Genomic DNA, 18,912 nt, shown 5'->3' with positions numbered 1-18,912 from the left:
TTTCCCCTTGCTTATAAGCAAGGTAGAATAAAAATTATCCAATCACAGCAAAGGGATATTGTTATGAAACACCTTCACTTTCCTTTCAAATGCACCTTACTTGCTGGCATCTTGGCTTTACTTACCGCATGCCATTCCATTATTTATCACCCCACCAAAACCATTGAACAAATTGAGCCGGAAAAAGGCTATCGCTTAGAAAATACCATGCGACAGGCATTGCAAAAAGAAAATTTGGTGATTGTCGCCTTTTCGGGCGGTGGTTCACGCGCAGCCTCCTTAGGTTACGGCGTATTAGAACAGTTCCAACATGCGACAATACGCCCAACAGAAAAAGGCGATACGTTGTTACAAAATATTGACGTAGTGTATGGTGTCTCAGGTGGTTCCGTGCTGGCAGCGTATTTTGCGTTAGAAGGACAAGACATTATTCCAAAATTTAATGAGTTCTTTTTGAAAAAGAATTTCCAGAAAAAAGTCATTAACGAAGTCCTTTCTGTGAGCAACGTCCCTCGCCTTACCTCCCCACAATTCGGGCGTAGCGATTTGTTACAAGAGCAACTCAATCTCGCATTGTACGGTGGAAAAAAATTTGCCGATCTTGAACAACGTAAAGGGCCGTTTGCTGTCATTAACGCCACCGACATGACCGCGGAGCAAAAAATTTCCTTTACACAAGATTTCTTTGATTGGCTTTGCGTGGATCTCAATGATGTTGAAATCGCCCGTGCAGTGGCGGCCTCTAGTGCCGTGCCGTTAATTTTCTCGCCAATCACTCAAAACAATCACGGCGGCACCTGCCATGCGGAAAGCAAGAAAGACTTACTGATGCTCACACAACCGAAAAATCGGCTGTTATTGACCAATTTTGAAGCCATGAAAAAACGTGTGGCGCGTTACCAAAATAGCGAGGAAAGACCGTATTTACATCTGGTGGACGGTGGCTTAACAGACAATCTAGGTTTAGCCAGTTTGTTAGATATGTCGAATTTACTCAGCATGCGCAAATTCTATGCCGAGCTTAAACACTACAATTTACGCAATATTGTCGTGGTCAACGTCAATGCACAAAACGAGCGTACCAGCCACATTGATAAATCTGCCGACGTGCCGGGCATTAAAGAAGTGGTGAATACAGTCATAAATGTTCCGATTGATAAAACCACGGAATCTACGGTGAGATATTCACAAAAATTTGCCGAACAATGGAACGCCTATGCTAAGCGTAAAAAAGACGTAAAAATTAAGATTTATTTTGTGAATTTAAGTTTAAAAAATCTACCGGAAGGGCAGCTGAAAAACGATGTACTCAACATCGGTACCTCTTTCTATTTGCCGGAATCTGACGTGGATAAACTGCGCGAAGCCGCTAAAATTTTATTGCAACAATCAAAAGAATATCGCAAGGCATTGAAAGCGTTGCAATAATCAAAAAACTAAAGTGCGGTCAAAAAACACGTCAATTTTTGACCGCACTTTATACTTTTATGGATGCCAATAAAAAAGGCATTGGACGATATCGCTTATATCTTCTAGTATGACGCATCATTTTTAACTTTATAGAGAAAACATGACTCGAATCAACCTGGTGCCACCCACCGAATTGTGCGATCAACATTTGCTCGCCGAACACCGCGAACTCACTCGCATTCCCAATGCCGTTGCCAAAGGCAAATACCATTTAACAGGGCAACCGGCAGAATACAAATTAGGCGAAGGGCATGTGCGTTTCTTCTTCAACAAAATGGCTTTTTTAAAAAAACGTTATGATCTTCTGCACGCCGAATGCAAAGCGCGTGGGTTTAACGTGCAATACATTTGGAACAAAGATTTACCCCCAGATCCCGCCTTATGGCAAGATTACGAGCCCACAGAAACCGCCCTCGCACTCAACCGCGCACGTATTCAAGAACGCATGCCGGCAAAGGCAAGATTTACTCCCCACCGTTGATATTTTGTTTTAATCAAAAACACATCAAATTCCTACCGCACTTTCCAAGTGACTTATCTCAAAAATCTCTTTAGCTCAGAATTTAACTGTAACGATAAAGCAGAATTGACACCTTAACAAAATTGTTTTCGATCAATAAAGATAGTGAAAATAAGGAGTTAAAATTATCTTTTACCTTGCGCTATATATGTTCATATATTACGATTATTCGCCGGTATTACTGATGTTTGATTTTACCAAAAGGAAAATATTAATAATGAAATTCATAAGGAGCAATTATGTTAAGAAAACTAACTTATGTTAGCTTACTTATTTTAAGCGTGACGGCTTGTAGTTCAAATAATTCAGAACCACCATTACAAGGTGAAGCATCACACAGCAAAAATGCAAGCAAGTCCCTTGATTACAGACGTAATTATAAAGAAGTGCTTGCAAGTAAATCCGTAATAGCGATTCAAACAGTAAAAGGCCCACAATCAGGTAACTGGTCAAGCGGTGAAAAAGACATGACTTTAACGATCAATGGGCATACTTATAACATGACCGATCGCATTGACATTACTGCGTTGCCAGACGGTTTATTAGAACGAAAATATGATGCAAAAGGAAAAGAATTACTTGTTGCTTACCCAGATAACAAAATCGTTGAAACGCGTGAAAAAGGTACCATGTATCTTTATCAACAGCCTTATTCTGTTGTGATTGCCACGTTGCCGACAGAATATCAATATGACGGTAAACCTGATCCTAAAGGACGTTTAGGTAAAGAAAACACCTTCCAAGTGAAATTAATCAGCGGGTTACCGACATCTGATGATGTCATTAAATCGCTAAAAGGCAAAGCAACTTACCAAGGAAAAGCCTTTGCTAACTTTGGGAAAGGTGTTGAAACCGGTGAGTTGACCTATGCTATCGACTTTGATAGCAAAAAAGGAAGCGGTAGCATAACCGGCATTAATTCAACCGGTAAGATTACGCTAAAAGAAGGTAACATTGGTTCCGGCTCACCATTTAATCCGCTATCAACCGCTGGTAGGGTGAAAGGCATTAGTGGCAGCGCAGAAACGGAAAAAATGAAAGCATACTACTACTATGCTTCCATTTTCGGACCGAAAGCAGAAGAAGTTGCAGGTTATGTCACCGGCTCCCGTAACAGCAAAGAAGGCGAGTGGAACGTCGGCTTTGGCGGTGAAAAACAACAATAACGGGCACTTAATAAGACATCCGATTCAGATCGGATGTCTTATTTTCGGAAAAATAACTCATGAATAAAATAACGAAAAAAAAATTAACACATAAATTATTGGGGAGTTTTCTTTTTCTATCTCTATCGGCACTTGCTGAACCGACTGATAAGCCGACTTGGAGCCCTATAGAGATGATGCCTCAACCGGTTGTTGCTAATACCGCCCAACAAATATCCATAACAAAACAAACCGGCGGAATTCAGCTCACTCAACAGGATCTAGAAAAGAATTTAGCATTAACGGAAAATTTAATTAATCAAGCTCTCATTGGCAGTCAGTGGGATTTGTTAGCTGATTTACTACTCATTTACCAACGCATTCCTCATGCCGATCAAAATTTATACCGCTATGCAAAAGGGGCTTTGCTACGTGCCCAACGTAAACACTCCGACGCAATTCAGAATTATCACGATATTTTAGTAGCAAATCCTGATTTGCCCTATGTTCGCTTCGATTACATGGCGATGTTGTTTGAAAATAAACAATTCAAACAAGCGCAAAAAGAAAGTGAGAAACTCTCTAACACGCCTCTACCAATAGGTTTACAACAATTAATTCAACAATACCAACACGCCATGAAAAACGCCCAAAGTTGGCAATTTGATGGCAATTTGTTGTACGAAAAAACCAATAATGTAAATAATGCGTCCAATCAACGAGAAATTCGACTCGGTAATCGTACTTTCATTCGTGATGAAAAAGCCTTACCTCAATCTGCCAATGGTTTACGCTATGCTGCCTCATTAACTCGCGCCAAAAACCTTGAAGGAAATCATTTTATCTTTAGCAAAATAGGGGCTGACGGCATTTATTACTGGGATAATCGAAAATACAACGAAGAACGTACAAAATTGCAGCTAGGTTACCAGTATCAAGATATTGTGAAATCCTTTCGCTTACTGCCGACAGTGGAATTTGAATGGTATTCCGGCCATTTTTACAACCGTAAATATGGCCTACTAACACAATATAGCCAATGGTTTTCTCCTCATTGGCAGGTTAATCTTTCCCTTGCTCGTTATTGGCGCTATTACGTCAATAAAAGTCATGCAAATTCCTATAACGGAACCCAAAACCAAGCAACGCTTATTCTGGCTTGGAATCCAATGCCTGAATTGGTCATCTACGGTGGAGGCGACTGGTCACGGCAATATGCCCGCGATCGACAAGAATCTTACATTCGTAAAGGGTTACAACTTGGTGTTTCCTATGAATGGAGAGAAAAAATTGGCTTTAGCCTAGATGCCCGTTACGGCACCCGCCTTTTTGGTGATGAACACTTCTTATTCCCCGTCACCCGCAAAGATAAAGAAAAACAGATGACATTTAAGCTCTGGTCACCAATGCTCCAATGGCAAGGCATAATGCCGAAGGTAAGTTATCAACGACTTAACATCGACAGTAATATCCCGGCGTTTTATCAACGTAAAAATAACCAAGTTTCCTTGGAAATCGAAAAACGATTTTAAAATAGACCGCACTTTGTTAATCAATCCCCTTAACATAAAGCAAAGTGCGGTGTTTTTTTGGAATATGTTTCCACGCTTAAGCCATAGAAAATTCATCGTTCATTTTTGCCATTCGTTCAAATATTGACTTCTCCCCCTTGCGTAGTAATATGCACCCACTTTCCATTACAGGCGTTGATTTATGCTAGCGTTTTCACATCAAGAACATATTGAATCCTATTATTCCGTCACCCGTAACCAACATTTTGAGTTACCGCCGTTAAATCAAAAAGAATCGGCTGACGTGTGTGTTGTCGGTGCAGGCTTTTTCGGTTTATCCACGGCATTAGAACTTGCTGAACAGGGCAAAAGCGTGATTGTGCTGGAAGGCGCGCGGGTTGGCTTTGGCGCATCTGGGCGTAGTGGCGGGCAAGCCATTAACGGTTTTGAAGACGGCATCGATGAATATATCGAGCAAGTAGGCTTAGAAACCGCCCGTAAGCTATGGGAAATGTCCTTAGAAGCCATTGATATTATTGATGAACGCATTGCGAAATACGGTATTCAGTGCGATTGGAAGAAAGGCTATGCCACATTGGCGCTCAACGAGCGTCGCATGGAAGATTTAATCGCCGTTGAAAAAGCCAGCCACGAGATTTTCGGCTATCAAAATATGCAATTGTGGGACAAGGCAAAACTAGAACAACATCTCGGCAGTAAGATTTATTGCGGTGCGTTGTATGACAGTAATTCCGGGCATTTGCATCCGCTCAATTATTGCTTAGGTTTGGCAAAAGCTTGTTTGGATTTGGGCGTGCGTATTTATGAGCAATCACCTGTAGTAGATTTGCGTGAAAAGGCGACAGAAATTGAAGTGATAACCGATCAAAGCGCTGTCATCGCCAAAGATGTGGTGCTGGCAACCAATGCCTACATCGCCGCCTTGCCGAAAAGCATTCACCACGGCATTGCACGCAAAATTCTGCCGGTAGAAAGTTTTATCATCGCCACCGAACCGCTTGATCAAGCCACGGCTGATTCCGTGATCAACAACGGCATGTCTGTGTGCGACAGCAATTATTTGCTGGATTATTACCGCTTAAGCGCCGACAACCGCTTATTGTTTGGTAGCGATTCCAGTTCCGAGAAAAACATGATTGAGGTCATGCGACACAATATGTTGCGCGTTTTCCCACAGTTGGAAAACGTTAAAATTGATTACGGTTGGGGCGGTCCTATCGACATGACCATCAATTCCAATCCGCATTTCGGACGCATTTCGCCACATATTTATTTCGCCCATGGTTATTCCGGCCACGGCGTGGCGCTCACCGGTTTGGCGGGACGTGTTGTCGCAGAAGCCATTTTAGGCAACGACGAACGCTTGGCCATCTTCAGTAAATTAAAAGTGCCTTCAGTATTCGGCGGAAAATTGGTCAAAAACCTCGTATTAAAAATTGGCGTGCACTATTACCGTTTCTTGGATAAATACCGTTAATTTGGTGCCATCATTTTATTTCTTTTGGTTATACGATAGAGAAAATGATTATTTTATTGGGTGTAAATTTACTGTAATAATTCACCGCACTTTTAGTCTTATTAAGTCAATTTGCAAGAGAGGAATAACTGATGAAAAAATCTATTTTCACAAACGTATTACTGTTATCCGGTTTGGCATTGGGTGTCGCCACTCAAACCATGGCGGGTGAAATTTCTGACCGTGTAGAAAAAACCAAAACCTTATTAGTGGGCACCGAAGGCACTTATGCCCCTTTCACCTTCCACGATGACAGCGGCAAATTGACCGGCTTTGATGTGGAGGTGATTGAAGCGGTGGCACAACGTTTAGGCTTAACCATTCAATTTAACGAAACCCAATGGGATTCTATGTATGCGGGTTTAAACGCCAAACGTTTCGACTTAATCGCCAACCAAACCAACCCAAGCCCGGAACGCTTGAAAAAATACCTTTACACTGCGCCGTATAACTATTCCACTGCGGTTATCGTGACCAAAGAAGGCGACGACAGCATTAAAACCTTTGAAGATTTAAAAGGCAAAAAAGCAGCACAATCCTTAACCAGTAACTACGGCAAAATCGCCAAAGCCAACGGGGCAGAATTAATCGTGGTGGACGGTTTGGCACAAGCGTTGAAATTAATTACGCAAGATCGCGCCGAAACAACAGTGAACGATCACTTGGCTGTTTTGGATTACTTCAAAAAGCAACCGAATGCCGGTTTGAAAATTGCCGTAAAACGTGACGAAAAAGTGCCTTCCGGCTTCGCCGTGTTAAAAGGAGAAGAACCGTTGATCGAAAAAATCAACCAAGCATTGGAAGAGTTAAGAAAAGACGGCACCTTAAAACAAATTTCAATCAAATGGTTCGGCGATGACATTACTCAATAATTTTCTCGCGTCACTTCCCTTTATGAATGCAGAAAGAGCTGATGAGGTCATCAGCTCTTTTTGGCCTATGTTGGAAGCCGCCATTGATAAAACCATTCCGCTGGCGGTGATTTCTTTCTTTGCCGGAGTAGCTATCGCGTTAGTTGTGGCGTTGATTCGCATTGTGGAAAAGCCAAATCTCGGCATGCGTTTATTGCAAATACTTTGCCGTATTTATGTTTCTACCATTCGCGGTACGCCGATGTTAGTGCAGATTTTCATTATTTTCTACGGGCTGCCGGAAGTGGGCATTAAGCTCGACCCGTTCCCCACCGCGATTATCGCCTTTTCCATTAACATTGGCGCTTATGCCTCAGAAACCATTCGCGCGGCGATTTTATCCATTCCAAAAGGACAATGGGAAGCCTCCTATTCCATTGGCATGAATTATTATCAAACCTTCACTCGCACCATCATGCCACAAGCCTTACGCGTATCGGTGCCGCCATTGGCAAACACCTTTATCAGCAACGTGAAAGATACGTCTTTGGCATCGTTAGTATTAGTGACGGAAATGTTTCGCGTGGCACAAAACATTACCGCAGAGAACTATGAATTTATTATGATTTATAGCGAAGCCGCGCTGATTTACTGGTGCATTTGTTTGGTTTTATCCTTTGCACAAGATCGCTTGGAAAAACGCCTCTCCCGTCATCTCAAGGCCTAAGGAAATCACATGTTAGAAGTGAACAACATTCATAAAACATTTAATGGCAATCCGGTGCTAAAAGGGATCGATTTTCACATTGAAAAAGGCGAAGTCGTGGCGATTCTCGGCCCTTCCGGCTCAGGCAAAACCACCTTCTTGCGCTGTTTAAATCTATTGGAACGCGCTGAACAGGGCACACTGCGTTTTACCGACGGCAGCCTTTTCTTAGATTTTGCCAAGAAAATCAGCAAAGCGGACGAACTGGCATTGCGTCGTCGCTCATCTATGGTGTTTCAGCAATACAATTTGTTCCCTCATCGCACCGCACTTGAAAATGTGATGGAAGGCATGGTTGTGGTGCAAAAGAAAAGCAAAGTAGAAGCGGAACAACGTGCTGTGGAATTGCTCACCAAGGTGGGCTTAAAAGACAAAATGCACTTATATCCGTCGCAACTCTCCGGCGGTCAACAACAACGGGTGGGCATTGCCCGCGCGTTGGCGGTTCAACCGGATATTATTCTACTGGACGAACCCACCTCGGCGTTAGATCCGGAATTGGTGGGCGAAGTGCTACAAACCTTAAAACTGCTGGCACAGGAAGGTTGGACGATGATTATCGTCACCCATGAAATGCAATTTGCCCGCGATGTAGCCGATCGCGTCATTTTGATGGCTGACGGCAACGTGGTAGAACAAAACAACGCGCGCGAATTTTTCGAAAATCCCCAACAGGAACGTACCAAGCAATTCTTGTTGCAGGCAAAAATTCCCGTTTGCGTGGAATATGAAATTTAACGCGTTTTTTATAGCGCAATTTGAGGAAAATATTGTTCGCTGAGCACAACAAAATCCGCTAAAGAAATGGACCGCACTTTTGCATCATTTGGCAGAAGTGCGGTTAAATTTCTCGCCAAAATATCGTTCTCTAAGGCAAAACAGGAAGCATGACAACGCGCCAACACATCTGCCTGTTTTAACGCCAATAACACGCCATCTTGCCATAACACCACCGCATCTTGCGCCGTGGCATTTAGCAAATACTGTTCCAGTTCCGTTTGTGAATAATGCGCTTGAGAAAAAGTATAAAGCATAATTAGAAAGTCAGAATTTTTTCACATTGTTGTAGGCGTTTTAACAACGCTTGACGCGACAACACGTCACAATCCAAGACGAAATCCGCCGGTTTTAGCTGAAATTGCTGCATTGAATCGGCACACACATAGCGCTGTTCGATATCGTATAAATCTAATAATTTCAACGCACTTGCCGTGTCTTTTTGCAACACAACATCCGCTTGTTGCTGTTTTTGCAAGTTCAACACGCCGTCATCTAGGAAAAACACCGCAATCTCTTCTTCGGCACAAAATGCCGTCGCAGCAAGCAACGCATCTAATCCTTCCCGTGTATTGGCCGTGCCATAAGGGGCATGACGAAAAATAAAAGCAAGTTTTGTCATAGGGTAATTACTCGATCGGCTTGTAGCAAGGCTTGGCTAAATTCACCTAAACCGGAAAGTTGAAAAACGTCTGCCAAACTGACCGCACTTTTATCCGCCGCTGATTCACTGTCCACCACGCCCCGACGTTGTGCCGCAGCGACACATAAATGTAATGGCACATTAAATTGGCGAGAAAACACTTGCCACGCTTTGACTAAATTGAATTCATCATTGGCCGGGTACACCAAAGCATTGCCATTGCTGACACCGTCTTGATAGAAAAAGATTTGGCGGATATGATGTTTTTGAACCAGCTCTTGCGCTAACTGATAGGCAAGAAAAGCGCCTTGGCTCCCATAAACTGGCTGTTTAACCACCAATACATAATCCATGATTACTCATCCTGATCCTGTTTAATTTGGCGAATATATAAATACACGGTATGACGGGAAATATTGAGACGTTCCGCCACCAAATTGATCGCATCTTTAATGTCGAAAATGCCTTTTTCATACAAAGAAACCACGATTTGGCGGTTTTTATTATTATTTGCCACCATACGGTCGGAAGTCACTTCCTCAATGGTTTTTTCCACGGTTTGAACCACCAACTCTTCCACTGAACTGGCAAAGTTCACCGCAGAGGTTTCACCATGCTCCGATGCAGGGATAAAATTTTGCAGAAATTGCGACATAGGCACATCTAAATTAATGTTGATGCAAAGCAGACCAATAATACGTTTTGTGCTGTTACGAATCGCGATAGTCACTGACTTCATCAAGCCACTGCTTTTCTTGGCGCGGGTAAAATACGGTTTGCTAACGCTTTCCGATTTCATATTGTGCAAAGAACGCAACGCGAGATCCGTCATGGGCGAACCCACTTGGCGGTTGGTGTTATGTCCGTTAGCAATGTAAATGGCGGAGTGTTCTAAATCCTCAAAAGAGTGGAGAACGATTTCACAATGTTGCCCGATGAGCGCACTGACACCGTCAACCACGGCAATATAGGAATTTAAAATCGTGCGATCTTCGTCGGTAAAAGAGCGTTTATCTGTGAGCATGAAAGAGCGTGTTGATATTTATTCAAACAAATGACCGCACTTATCAGTTCAACACCGAAAAGTGCGGTCGTTTTTTTAATTATTTTTTCGCAGGAATCACATCTAAGACTTCAACGTCAAAATAAAGTGTTGAGTTTGGTGGAATGCTCGCACCGGCACCATCTTTGCCATAAGCTAAATCCGGTGGTAATACCAATTCGATTTTGCCACCTTTTTTCACTAATTGCAGGCCTTCAGTCCAGCCTTTAATTACTTGATTTAACGGAAATTCTGCTGGAGTACCACGTTGTACGGAGCTATCAAACACCGTACCGTCAGGTAATTTGCCGGTATAGTGTACTTTTACGACATCTGTCGCGTTGATCGCATTGCCAGCACCCGCTTTTTCAATGCGATACAATAAACCAGACGCGGTTTTCTTCACGCCATCTTTTTTAGCAAATTCCGCAGCAAATTTATTGCCTTCCTCTTCGGCTTTCTGTGCCACTGCAGCGGCACGTTTTTCACTCTCTGCTTTTAATTTAGCATCAATGCCTTGCAAGGCAGTCGCAATGTCTTTGTTGTCTTCCAATTTCACTTTGCCGCTTAATACATCGGCAATCCCGGCCACCACTTTTGCGTTGTCATAGTCGATAACGCCTTTTTGGGCATTGATAAGGCCTTGTAAATCAGTACCAAATAACACACCAACGGCATAAGAAGATTCTTCTTTGAATTTAGCATCGTTTTGCTCTGCTGCTAAAACGTTGCTGGAAATGACCGCACTTAACATGAGCGCTAAAGCGGAGACTTTTTGAATTTTTAACATTGTGTTCAATCCTTTATAATAAGTGACAGATGCGTTGGATAGGGTAAAACGGATTCAACAAATTCACAACATTTATTTAGGAAATTATTATGTCGATACAGCAACATTTAGAACAACGAATTGCCGAGCTGGAAATGAAAGTCACCTTTCAGGAAACGGTGATTGAAGAATTGAATCAGGCGTTAATCGAGCAACAATTTATTTTGGACAAAATGCAGCTACAACTCCGTTATGTGGTGAATAAAATGAAAGACATGCAGCCTTCCAATATCGCCAGTCAAACAGAAGAAACTCCGCCACCACATTATTAACCCCCAAAAAAACAAAAAGGACGTCAACATGACGCCCTTTTTTATTCAGTCTATAGGCTGATTATTTCGCGAAATACGCTTCTAAATCATCACTACCACCGATGTGTTTACCACCGATGAAGACTTGTGGCACAGTCGCACGACCGGAAACCGCACGCACGCTCACGATAGTTGCATCATGACCTAATACGATTTCTTCAAAGCTTAAGCCTTTGTCATGTAACATTTGTTTTGCTTTTGCACAGTATGGGCAACCAGGTTTAGTAAAGATCGCGATGGATTCTTGAACTTGGTGTTGTGGTGCAAGGTATTTCAACATAGTGTCGGCATCAGACACTTTGAACGGGTCGCCCGGCTCATTTGGCTCAACGAACATTTTTTCTACTACGCCGTTTTTCACGAGCATAGAATAACGCCATGAACGTTTACCGAAACCTAAATCTTCTTTACCTACCAACATACCCATGCCTTCGGTAAATTCACCGTTACCATCCGGAACAAAAGTGATGTTGTCGGCTTTTTCATCTTCTTTCCATGCGTTCATAACGAAAGTATCGTTCACGGAAACCACAAGAATATCGTCAACACCGTATTTTTTGAATACTGGTGCTAATTCGTTGTAACGTGGTAAGTGGGAAGAAGAACAAGTTGGGGTAAATGCACCCGGTAGAGAGAAAACGATAACAGTTTTGTTATCAAATAATTCGGATGAAGTTACATCAACCCATTGGTCGCCTTGGCGAGTACGGAATGTCACTTGAGGAACTTTTTTACCTTCCATATTGGACATGATTTTTCTCCTATTAATGATGTGGAACGGATTAGAAACTGCTGTAAAAAACCTAAACAGATTCTAAATGACGATGAATTATAGGTAAAATTATGATATAGTCACAATCAATTAATTCTATTCTTTTAATTGTTACTTTCTATAATGAGGACCTATGAATATTCGCGATTTAGAATACCTTGTTGCTCTTGCTGAATACAAGCATTTTCGTCGTGCGGCAGATTCTTGTCATGTCAGTCAACCCACCTTAAGCGGCCAAATTCGTAAATTGGAAGACGAGCTCGGCATTATTTTATTGGAACGTACTAGCCGCAAAGTCTTATTCACTCAATCAGGTTTACTGTTAGTTGATCAATCCAAAACCATCCTACGTGAAGTGAAATTATTAAAAGAAATGGCAAGTAATCAAGGCAAAGAAATGACCGGTCCATTGCATGTTGGCGTCATTCCAACGATTGGGCCTTATTTAATGCCGCATATTGTTCCAATGTTACAGGAGGCTTTTCCTGAACTCGAATTATTCTTGTACGAAGCACAAACCCATCAATTATTGGAACAATTGGAAACCGGGCGACTAGATTGCGCTATTGTCGCCTCCGTGCGTGAAACAGAACCGTTCATCGAAGTGCCGCTATTTAACGAAAAAATGCTACTGGCCGTTTCCGAAACCCACCCTTGGGCAAAAGAAGAGAGCATTCCAATGAGCATGTTGAAAGATCGTGAAATGTTAATGTTAGATGATGGACACTGTTTGCGGAATCAAGCCCTTGGCTATTGTTTCACTGCCGGCGCAAAAGAAAATTCACATTACCAAGCAACCAGTTTGGAAACCTTGCGTAACATGGTAGCGGCCAGTGCCGGTATGACCTTAATGCCACAACTTGCCGTTCTTAGCGAAGGTGCTCGTGGCGGGGTAAAATATCTGCCATGTCATGCACCGCAGCCGGCGCGTGATGTCATTTTAGTTTACCGTCCCGGTTCCCCATTGCGTGTACGTTATGAACGCATTGCTGAAGCCATTTCTAACTCAGTTAAACCCCTTTTAGATTAATGGAGTAAAGCATGGTCGGTATTCGCGCACAACAAAAAGAAAAAACCCGTCGAGCTCTCATTGATGCCGCGTTCAACCAGCTGACGGCAGAAAAAAGTTTTTCCAATTTAAGCCTACGGGAAGTGTCTCGCGAAGCCGGCATTGCGCCGACCTCATTTTATCGACATTTTCGCGATATGAACGAATTAGGTCTCACCATGGTTGACGAAGCGGGACTAACCCTACGTCAACTCATGCGACAAGCACGTAAACGTATCGCCAACGGCGGCAGCGTCATTGTGATTTCGGTGGAAACCTTCTTTGAATTCATCAATAACAGCCCAAACGTATTCCGCCTGTTATTGCGAGAAAGTTCCGGCACATCCCAATCCTTCCGTACCGCAGCCGCCCGTGAAATCAAACATTTCATTGATGAACTGGCAGAGTACATCGCTCACAAAAACAACTATTCCCAATACATTGCCTACGTACAGGCGGAAGGCATGGTAACCATTGTCTTTACTGCCGGCGCCAACGCCTTGGACATGAGTAAAACAGAACGGGAACAGTTAAAAGAGCGGTTGATTTTACAGCTCAGAATGTTAGCTAAAGGCACTAAACACGCAGCCAAAGACCGCCATGACATCGATTAATATCAAAAAATTACTAAAAAACGCGGTTTCTTTATTGCTTACTTTAGTGATCATGAGCAGTATCTTAGATTTTATTCGCAAACCGACTGTACCGGATAATCTCAACGCTACGGCGTTATACGATTTACAAGGCAACCCGTTTTTTCTGCCACAACTGGATCAAAACAAGCCAACACTACTTTATTTTTGGGGAACCTGGTGTAGTTACTGTCGTTACACCTCGTCAGCAATTAATGATCTGGCAAAAGAAGGCTATCCTGTGGTTTCCGTTGCATTGCGTTCAGGTTCTACACAAGATGTGGCGAATTATCTGGCGGAACATCAATATGGTTTTACCACGGTCAACGACCCGCAGGGAGAGATGGCAAATCAATGGGAAGTAAGCGTCACGCCCACGATTATCATTTTGCATAATGGCAAAATGGACTTGGCAACAACAGGGTGGACAAGCTATTGGGGCTTAAAAGTGCGATTGCTTTTGGCGACGTTTTTATAAGAAAAAACACATTTAAAACCTCTCACAAAAAAACCAACATTTTTTGAACATTGGCTTTACCAACAGCATCAATCATCGAACAATCAAGCCTAACTTAATTTTGAATGCTTTTACCTTGATGAGTAAATCAATTACAATGAGCGACAACTTTCATATCTAGTAAGAGGACAGAACTATGATTATCGTAACCGGTGGCGCAGGCTTTATCGGCAGCAATATCGTCAAAGCATTAAACGACATGGGTCGTAAAGACATTTTAGTGGTAGATAACTTAAAAGACGGCACAAAATTCATTAATTTGGTGGATTTAGACATCGCTGATTATTGCGACAAAGAAGACTTCATCGCCTCCATTATCGCCGGCGATGATTTAGGCGATATCGATGCCGTTTTCCATGAAGGCGCCTGTTCTGCCACCACAGAATGGGATGGTAAATACATCATGCATAACAACTACGAATATTCCAAAGAGTTGTTGCATTACTGCTTAGATCGCCAAATTCCGTTCCTCTACGCGTCCAGTGCCGCCACTTACGGCGACAAAACCGAATTCCGCGAAGAACGCGAATTTGAAGGTCCGTTGAACGTGTATGGCTATTCCAAATTCTTATTCGACCAATATGTGCGCGCCATTTTACCTGAAGCGCAATCACCGGTGTGCGGCTTCCGTTATTTCAACGTGTACGGCCCGCGTGAAGGCCACAAAGGCTCTATGGCAAGTGTCGCGTTCCACTTAAATAATCAAATTCTCAAAGGTGAAAATCCGAAACTCTTCGCCGGTAGCGAACACTTCCGCCGTGATTTCGTTTATGTAGGCGACGTTGCTGCGGTGAACATTTGGTGCTGGCAAAACGGCATTTCCGGTATTTTCAACTGTGGCTCCGGAAACGCAGAATCTTTCGCTGAAGTAGCAAAAGCAGTGATAAAATTCCATGGCAAAGGCGAAGTGGAAACCATCCCATTCCCGGAACATTTAAAATCCCGCTACCAAGAATACACCCAAGCGAATTTAACCAAACTCCGCGCTACCGGCTACAACAAACCGTTTAAAACCGTGGCAGAAGGCGTAGCGGAATATATGGCGTGGTTGAATAGTAAATAATAAAACTCGGGCGGATAATTTCCGCCCATTAATCTCATATTTTTACCGTTTTTCCCTGTTTTATAAAAATCCAAGGAAATTCCATCATGGCACAATCCAATTTTGATTTTCTGCAAGCCTACCCGACACTATTTACCCTAGCCTCCAATGCGGAAAAATACTTCTGGCACGACCCGAATACCGCGTTAATCAAAACCCGTCAATTTGCCGAACTCATTGCCAAAACCATTGCCGTGCATTACCGCATTGCTGAGGGCAATTCATTAACCCAAAACGATTTACTGCGAAAATTTAAATACGATCTCGATCTTGACCAAGACATCCTGACGCTATTTCACTATTTACGCAAACAAGGCAATGACGCAACGCACACTTACGAAAGCGATCGTAAATCGGCGATTCAAAGTATCGCGCTGGCGTGGCAATTGGCCGTGTGGTTTTACTGCACCTTTGCCGACGGGCAGGAAGAATTTGAGCCAGCACCTTTCAGCCAGGATATTTTACAAACGCAGGGCAAAGCGGATAGTGCAGAAAGTCAGCAAAGTGCGGTAGAAAAATCCAACGCTTTCCGTGAACAACAGGAACAGCAGCTACGCGAAAAATATGAAGCAGAACTGAATGCCTTGCGTGCCGAACTGGCACAACAAACGGAAAAACAAAAACAAGCCTACCAATCCAAACTGAATCAGCGTTTGGCAAACAGCAGAAAGAAATGGGATTTGGACGAAAAACAAACCCGCCTGTTAATTATCGATCAGCAATTGCGTGATGCCGGTTGGGAAGCGAATTCGGAAAATCTGGTTTACGCCAAGGGCGCACGCCCTGAAAGAGGGAAAAATAAAGCCATTGCGGAATATCCTTGCGGTAGGGAACGTGCAGATTATGTGCTGTTCTGCGGTTTAATGCCGGTCGCCGCCGTAGAAGCCAAAAAAGCCAATACGGATGTTGCCGGCAAGATTAGACAAGCGGAACGTTATGCCAAACATATTGAGATAAAGGACATCAAAGCCCCGTGGGAACTTGCCAAACGTACAGTAGCATGGGCGGATGATGAAGAAGGGCATTATTTGCTTCCCTTCGTGTATTCCTGTAACGGGCGCGCCCTCACCAAACAAATTGCAGAAAAATCCGGCACATGGTTTCGGGACGTTCGCCATCATTCCCATTTAAAACGTCCGCTCAATACATTCCACTCACCGCAAAAATTACTGGACATGCTACGCAATGAGCCGGAAGCAGCCCAAGAAAAACTGGAAAACGAACCGGTCGATTACTTAAATCTGCGCTACTACCAAATCAATGCCATTCATGCAGTGGAAAAGGTACTCTCTCTCGGACAACGTGACATTCTGGTGGCAATGGCTACCGGCACGGGGAAAACCCGCACCATTGTCGGTTTAATTTATCGTTTGCTGAAAGCCGAACGCTTTAACCGCATTTTATTTTTGGTGGATAGAAAATCCCTCGGCACCCAAGCTCATGACACGTTTAGGGAAATGCCTCTGGAGCAAAATAAATCCTTGACCGAGCATTATAATTTTACCTTAAACGGTGAAGTGGCACCGGAAACCAAAGTAAAAGTCGCCACCGTGCAAGCCATGGTGAAACAGTTGTTTTATTCCGATAACCCGCCGCCTATCGACCAATTTGCCTGCATTATTGTTGATGAAGCACACCGAGGCTACACTCTCGATCAAGAAATGACAGATGCCGAATTGGAAATTCGCGATAATGCGCAGTACCTCTCCACTTATCGTCGCGTGCTGGATTATTTCGACGCGGTCAAAATCGCCTTAACCGCCACACCGGCAAAACATACGACTGAGATTTTCGGACATCCAGTGTTTACCTATTCTTATCGTGAAGCGGTAATCGATGATTTCTTGGTAGATCACGAACCGGCAATCTCTATTGCAACCGCATTAAGCCAAGACGGCATTCATTTTGACAAAGGCGAAGCGGTGGAAGCCATTGATACCTTCTCCGGAGAAATTATTTCAGCCGAATTGGAAGATGAAATGAATTTTGACGTCGAAGCCTTCAATAAGCGCGTGATTAATGAAAATTTCAATCGGGTGGTTTGTCGCGAATTGGTAAAAAAAATCAGCCCGCTAGACGAAGGAAAAACCTTAATTTTCTGTGCCACGGATTTACATGCCGACATGGTGAAACGTATTTTGGATGAGGAATTTTTTGCCCTTTACGGCGAACTTTATAACCAAGCCGCCGTCGCCAAAATCACCGGACAAAGCGATGATCCGGAAAAGTTGATTAAACGTTACAAAAATGAACGTTATCCGAATATCGCCATCACGGTGGACTTGCTCACCACCGGCATCGACGTGCCGGAAATCTGCAACTTGGTTTTCCTGCGTCGCGTCAAATCCCGTGTGTTGTATGAACAAATGAAAGGGCGCGCCACCCGAAAATGTGAAAAATTAGGCAAAGAGGTTTTCCATATTTACGATGCCGTCGGCTTGTATGAAGCCTTGGAAGAGGTCGATACTATGAAGCCGATTGTCAAAGATGTGAAAATTCCTTTGGAGCAGCTCATTGAGGAGCTAAATGCCGATCTAAGTGCGGTAGAATTAACGCACAAAAATGAGGTGTTTGCCCAAATCACGCAAAAAATCATGCGCGTGTTGCGCAAAGCGGAACATAAGGCGCACAAGAACCCGCAACTCAAAACCTTCTTGGCGGGATGCGAACAAGAATGGGGCTGCAAACCGGCGCAACTGCATCAATACCTGCAAAAACTCGGCGTGGAAGGTGCGCAGCAATTCTTCCAGCAACATCAGGATTTTTTATATCAACTGGAACAGATTCGCGCGGAAATCGGCAGCGAACACAACCCGATTTTGTCCCACCACCCTGATGAGATTCGCGAGGTCAAAGTCCTTTATGACACCAAAGGCAATGCCGATGATTATATTTCCCGTTTTGTGCAGTATATCTCCAGTCAAAAAAACGAAAACATGGCGTTACAGGCGATTATTAACCGCCCGCGCAATCTCACCCGCCAACAATTAAAAGAAATCGAGCTTACCCTCAACAAGGAAGGGTTCAATAAAACCGCGCTCAATCGCGCCTTTAATGAAAAAACCAACCAGATGATCGCCGCCGGCATTCTCGCCCATATTCGCCGAGCGGCCTTGGGCGACGCGCTAATTCCTTTTGAACAACGGGTGGAACACGCCATGCAGAAAATCTATGCCAAACACGATTGGAACAAAGCGCAAAAAGACTGGCTGGAACGCCTACGCAAACAACTGATTCTTAACCACGATGAAATCATCGACCGCGCCCGCATTAACGAATTATTTGAGCAATCCCGCGAATATCGCGGCGCCAAAGGCGTGGATTTATTGTTGAAGAACCAGCTGGAACCATTGCTGGAAGAAATCAATGAAGCCCTGTGGGAAAACGTCAGTTAACCCGCTCAACCGATAAAAACGAAAGAAAAGTGCGGTCAAAATTT

General features: G+C 43.4%; 20 protein-coding genes. 14 read left to right on the top strand and 6 right to left on the bottom strand.

Annotated features, from left to right (window positions below; translation table 11 throughout):
• Nucleotides 1-63 precede the first annotated feature (63 nt).
• From ACO5E4_RS08025 to ACO5E4_RS07990, 8 genes are all read left to right on the top strand, one after another.
• Nucleotides 64-1,428, top strand: coding sequence for a patatin-like phospholipase family protein (locus ACO5E4_RS08025; protein ID WP_485862669.1), 1,365 nt, complete (start codon nt 64-66; stop codon nt 1,426-1,428).
• Between the two features lie 142 nt (nt 1,429-1,570).
• Entirely contained in the window at nt 1,571-1,951 is a 381-nt protein-coding gene (locus ACO5E4_RS08020; RefSeq protein WP_314955926.1) for a pyrimidine dimer DNA glycosylase/endonuclease V, read from the top strand.
• 278 nt (nt 1,952-2,229) lie between these two features.
• The gene (locus ACO5E4_RS08015; protein WP_485862668.1) at nt 2,230-3,156 is read left to right on the top strand and encodes a factor H binding protein domain-containing protein; all 927 of its coding nucleotides are present in this window, start codon (nt 2,230-2,232) and stop codon (nt 3,154-3,156) included.
• 173 nt (nt 3,157-3,329) lie between these two features.
• On the top strand, nt 3,330-4,667 hold the full coding sequence (locus ACO5E4_RS08010; RefSeq protein ID WP_485862667.1) for a surface lipoprotein assembly modifier: 1,338 nt from the start codon (nt 3,330-3,332) through the stop codon (nt 4,665-4,667).
• Between the two features lie 181 nt (nt 4,668-4,848).
• Nucleotides 4,849-6,144 (top strand): NAD(P)/FAD-dependent oxidoreductase, encoded by a 1,296-nt coding sequence (locus ACO5E4_RS08005; RefSeq protein ID WP_485862666.1) that lies wholly within the window; start codon nt 4,849-4,851, stop codon nt 6,142-6,144.
• 131 nt (nt 6,145-6,275) lie between these two features.
• Nucleotides 6,276-7,055, top strand: a complete 780-nt coding sequence (locus ACO5E4_RS08000) for an amino acid ABC transporter substrate-binding protein (protein WP_485862665.1) — start codon at nt 6,276-6,278, stop codon at nt 7,053-7,055.
• Entirely contained in the window at nt 7,039-7,761 is a 723-nt protein-coding gene (locus ACO5E4_RS07995) for an amino acid ABC transporter permease (RefSeq protein WP_485862664.1), read from the top strand. Before ACO5E4_RS08000 ends, ACO5E4_RS07995 begins: the two co-directional genes overlap by 17 nt.
• A gap of 9 nt (nt 7,762-7,770) precedes the next feature.
• Entirely contained in the window at nt 7,771-8,538 is a 768-nt protein-coding gene (locus tag ACO5E4_RS07990) for an amino acid ABC transporter ATP-binding protein (protein ID WP_485862663.1), read from the top strand.
• An 8-nt stretch (nt 8,539-8,546) separates the two neighbouring features.
• Here ACO5E4_RS07990 and ACO5E4_RS07985 read toward each other — a convergent pair whose 3' ends face one another.
• The 5 genes from ACO5E4_RS07985 to ACO5E4_RS07965 all read right to left on the bottom strand — a co-directional run bounded on the left by ACO5E4_RS07985 (nt 8,547) and on the right by ACO5E4_RS07965 (nt 11,052).
• On the bottom strand, nt 8,547-8,834 hold the full coding sequence (locus ACO5E4_RS07985; RefSeq protein WP_485862662.1) for a DsrH/TusB family sulfur relay protein: 288 nt from the start codon (nt 8,832-8,834) through the stop codon (nt 8,547-8,549).
• A gap of 2 nt (nt 8,835-8,836) precedes the next feature.
• Nucleotides 8,837-9,199, bottom strand: coding sequence for a sulfurtransferase complex subunit TusC (tusC, locus tag ACO5E4_RS07980; protein WP_485862661.1), 363 nt, complete (start codon nt 9,197-9,199; stop codon nt 8,837-8,839).
• A complete protein-coding gene (tusD, locus tag ACO5E4_RS07975) occupies nt 9,196-9,573 on the bottom strand; it encodes a sulfurtransferase complex subunit TusD (RefSeq protein WP_485862660.1) in 378 nt (125 codons plus the stop codon). The genes tusC and tusD overlap by 4 nt, the downstream gene beginning before the upstream one ends.
• 2 nt (nt 9,574-9,575) lie before the next feature.
• Nucleotides 9,576-10,244: a helix-turn-helix transcriptional regulator gene (locus tag ACO5E4_RS07970; RefSeq protein ID WP_485862659.1), complete on the bottom strand. Its 669-nt coding sequence runs from the start codon at nt 10,242-10,244 to the stop codon at nt 9,576-9,578.
• Nucleotides 10,245-10,323: 79 nt separating this feature from the next.
• Nucleotides 10,324-11,052 (bottom strand): FKBP-type peptidyl-prolyl cis-trans isomerase, encoded by a 729-nt coding sequence (locus ACO5E4_RS07965; protein ID WP_485862658.1) that lies wholly within the window; start codon nt 11,050-11,052, stop codon nt 10,324-10,326.
• Between the two features lie 89 nt (nt 11,053-11,141).
• On the opposite strand from ACO5E4_RS07965, the gene ACO5E4_RS07960 reads away from it, so the two are divergent.
• Nucleotides 11,142-11,363 carry a SlyX family protein gene (locus ACO5E4_RS07960; protein WP_485862657.1) on the top strand — a complete coding sequence of 74 codons (222 nt, stop codon included), beginning with the start codon at nt 11,142-11,144 and terminating at the stop codon, nt 11,361-11,363.
• 61 nt (nt 11,364-11,424) lie between these two features.
• On the opposite strand, the gene pgdx is transcribed toward ACO5E4_RS07960, so the two are convergent.
• Entirely contained in the window at nt 11,425-12,153 is a 729-nt protein-coding gene (pgdx, locus tag ACO5E4_RS07955; RefSeq protein ID WP_006719770.1) for a hybrid peroxiredoxin PGdx, read from the bottom strand.
• Between the two features lie 154 nt (nt 12,154-12,307).
• Here pgdx and oxyR point away from each other — a divergent pair, with 154 nt between their 5' ends.
• From oxyR to hsdR, 5 genes are all read left to right on the top strand, one after another.
• On the top strand, nt 12,308-13,204 hold the full coding sequence (oxyR, locus tag ACO5E4_RS07950; RefSeq protein ID WP_485862656.1) for a DNA-binding transcriptional regulator OxyR: 897 nt from the start codon (nt 12,308-12,310) through the stop codon (nt 13,202-13,204).
• An 11-nt stretch (nt 13,205-13,215) separates the two neighbouring features.
• Nucleotides 13,216-13,836: an HTH-type transcriptional repressor FabR gene (fabR, locus tag ACO5E4_RS07945; RefSeq protein WP_288677821.1), complete on the top strand. Its 621-nt coding sequence runs from the start codon at nt 13,216-13,218 to the stop codon at nt 13,834-13,836.
• A complete protein-coding gene (locus ACO5E4_RS07940; RefSeq protein WP_485862742.1) occupies nt 13,832-14,332 on the top strand; it encodes a protein disulfide oxidoreductase in 501 nt (166 codons plus the stop codon). The genes fabR and ACO5E4_RS07940 overlap by 5 nt, the downstream gene beginning before the upstream one ends.
• Nucleotides 14,333-14,507: 175 nt before the next feature.
• Entirely contained in the window at nt 14,508-15,434 is a 927-nt protein-coding gene (gene rfaD, locus ACO5E4_RS07935; protein WP_485862655.1) for an ADP-glyceromanno-heptose 6-epimerase, read from the top strand.
• A gap of 86 nt (nt 15,435-15,520) precedes the next feature.
• Entirely contained in the window at nt 15,521-18,868 is a 3,348-nt protein-coding gene (gene hsdR / locus ACO5E4_RS07930; protein ID WP_485862654.1) for a type I restriction-modification system endonuclease, read from the top strand.
• Nucleotides 18,869-18,912: the final 44 nt, after the last annotated feature.

Source organism: Aggregatibacter sp., assembly GCF_057314075.1.
This window is presented reverse-complemented; position numbering and strand designations above follow the sequence as displayed.

What these genes read in the sequence shown, in the direction of transcription:
- ACO5E4_RS08025 (WP_485862669.1), top strand. Translation starts at nt 64, where the DNA reads ATGAAACACCTTCACTTTCCTTTCAAATGCACCTTACTTGCTGGCATC.
- hsdR (WP_485862654.1), top strand. Translation starts at nt 15,521, where the DNA reads ATGGCACAATCCAATTTTGATTTTCTGCAAGCCTACCCGACACTATTT.
- ACO5E4_RS07995 (WP_485862664.1), top strand. Translation starts at nt 7,039, where the DNA reads ATGACATTACTCAATAATTTTCTCGCGTCACTTCCCTTTATGAATGCA.
- ACO5E4_RS07990 (WP_485862663.1), top strand. Translation starts at nt 7,771, where the DNA reads ATGTTAGAAGTGAACAACATTCATAAAACATTTAATGGCAATCCGGTG.
- oxyR (WP_485862656.1), top strand. Translation starts at nt 12,308, where the DNA reads ATGAATATTCGCGATTTAGAATACCTTGTTGCTCTTGCTGAATACAAG.
- ACO5E4_RS08020 (WP_314955926.1), top strand. Translation starts at nt 1,571, where the DNA reads ATGACTCGAATCAACCTGGTGCCACCCACCGAATTGTGCGATCAACAT.
- ACO5E4_RS08010 (WP_485862667.1), top strand. Translation starts at nt 3,330, where the DNA reads ATGATGCCTCAACCGGTTGTTGCTAATACCGCCCAACAAATATCCATA.
- ACO5E4_RS08005 (WP_485862666.1), top strand. Translation starts at nt 4,849, where the DNA reads ATGCTAGCGTTTTCACATCAAGAACATATTGAATCCTATTATTCCGTC.
- ACO5E4_RS07960 (WP_485862657.1), top strand. Translation starts at nt 11,142, where the DNA reads ATGTCGATACAGCAACATTTAGAACAACGAATTGCCGAGCTGGAAATG.
- ACO5E4_RS08015 (WP_485862668.1), top strand. Translation starts at nt 2,230, where the DNA reads ATGTTAAGAAAACTAACTTATGTTAGCTTACTTATTTTAAGCGTGACG.
- fabR (WP_288677821.1), top strand. Translation starts at nt 13,216, where the DNA reads ATGGTCGGTATTCGCGCACAACAAAAAGAAAAAACCCGTCGAGCTCTC.
- rfaD (WP_485862655.1), top strand. Translation starts at nt 14,508, where the DNA reads ATGATTATCGTAACCGGTGGCGCAGGCTTTATCGGCAGCAATATCGTC.
- pgdx (WP_006719770.1), bottom strand. Translation starts at nt 12,153, where the DNA reads ATGTCCAATATGGAAGGTAAAAAAGTTCCTCAAGTGACATTCCGTACT.
- tusD (WP_485862660.1), bottom strand. Translation starts at nt 9,573, where the DNA reads ATGGATTATGTATTGGTGGTTAAACAGCCAGTTTATGGGAGCCAAGGC.
- ACO5E4_RS07970 (WP_485862659.1), bottom strand. Translation starts at nt 10,244, where the DNA reads ATGCTCACAGATAAACGCTCTTTTACCGACGAAGATCGCACGATTTTA.
- ACO5E4_RS07965 (WP_485862658.1), bottom strand. Translation starts at nt 11,052, where the DNA reads ATGTTAAAAATTCAAAAAGTCTCCGCTTTAGCGCTCATGTTAAGTGCG.
- ACO5E4_RS07985 (WP_485862662.1), bottom strand. Translation starts at nt 8,834, where the DNA reads ATGCTTTATACTTTTTCTCAAGCGCATTATTCACAAACGGAACTGGAA.
- tusC (WP_485862661.1), bottom strand. Translation starts at nt 9,199, where the DNA reads ATGACAAAACTTGCTTTTATTTTTCGTCATGCCCCTTATGGCACGGCC.
- ACO5E4_RS08000 (WP_485862665.1), top strand. Translation starts at nt 6,276, where the DNA reads ATGAAAAAATCTATTTTCACAAACGTATTACTGTTATCCGGTTTGGCA.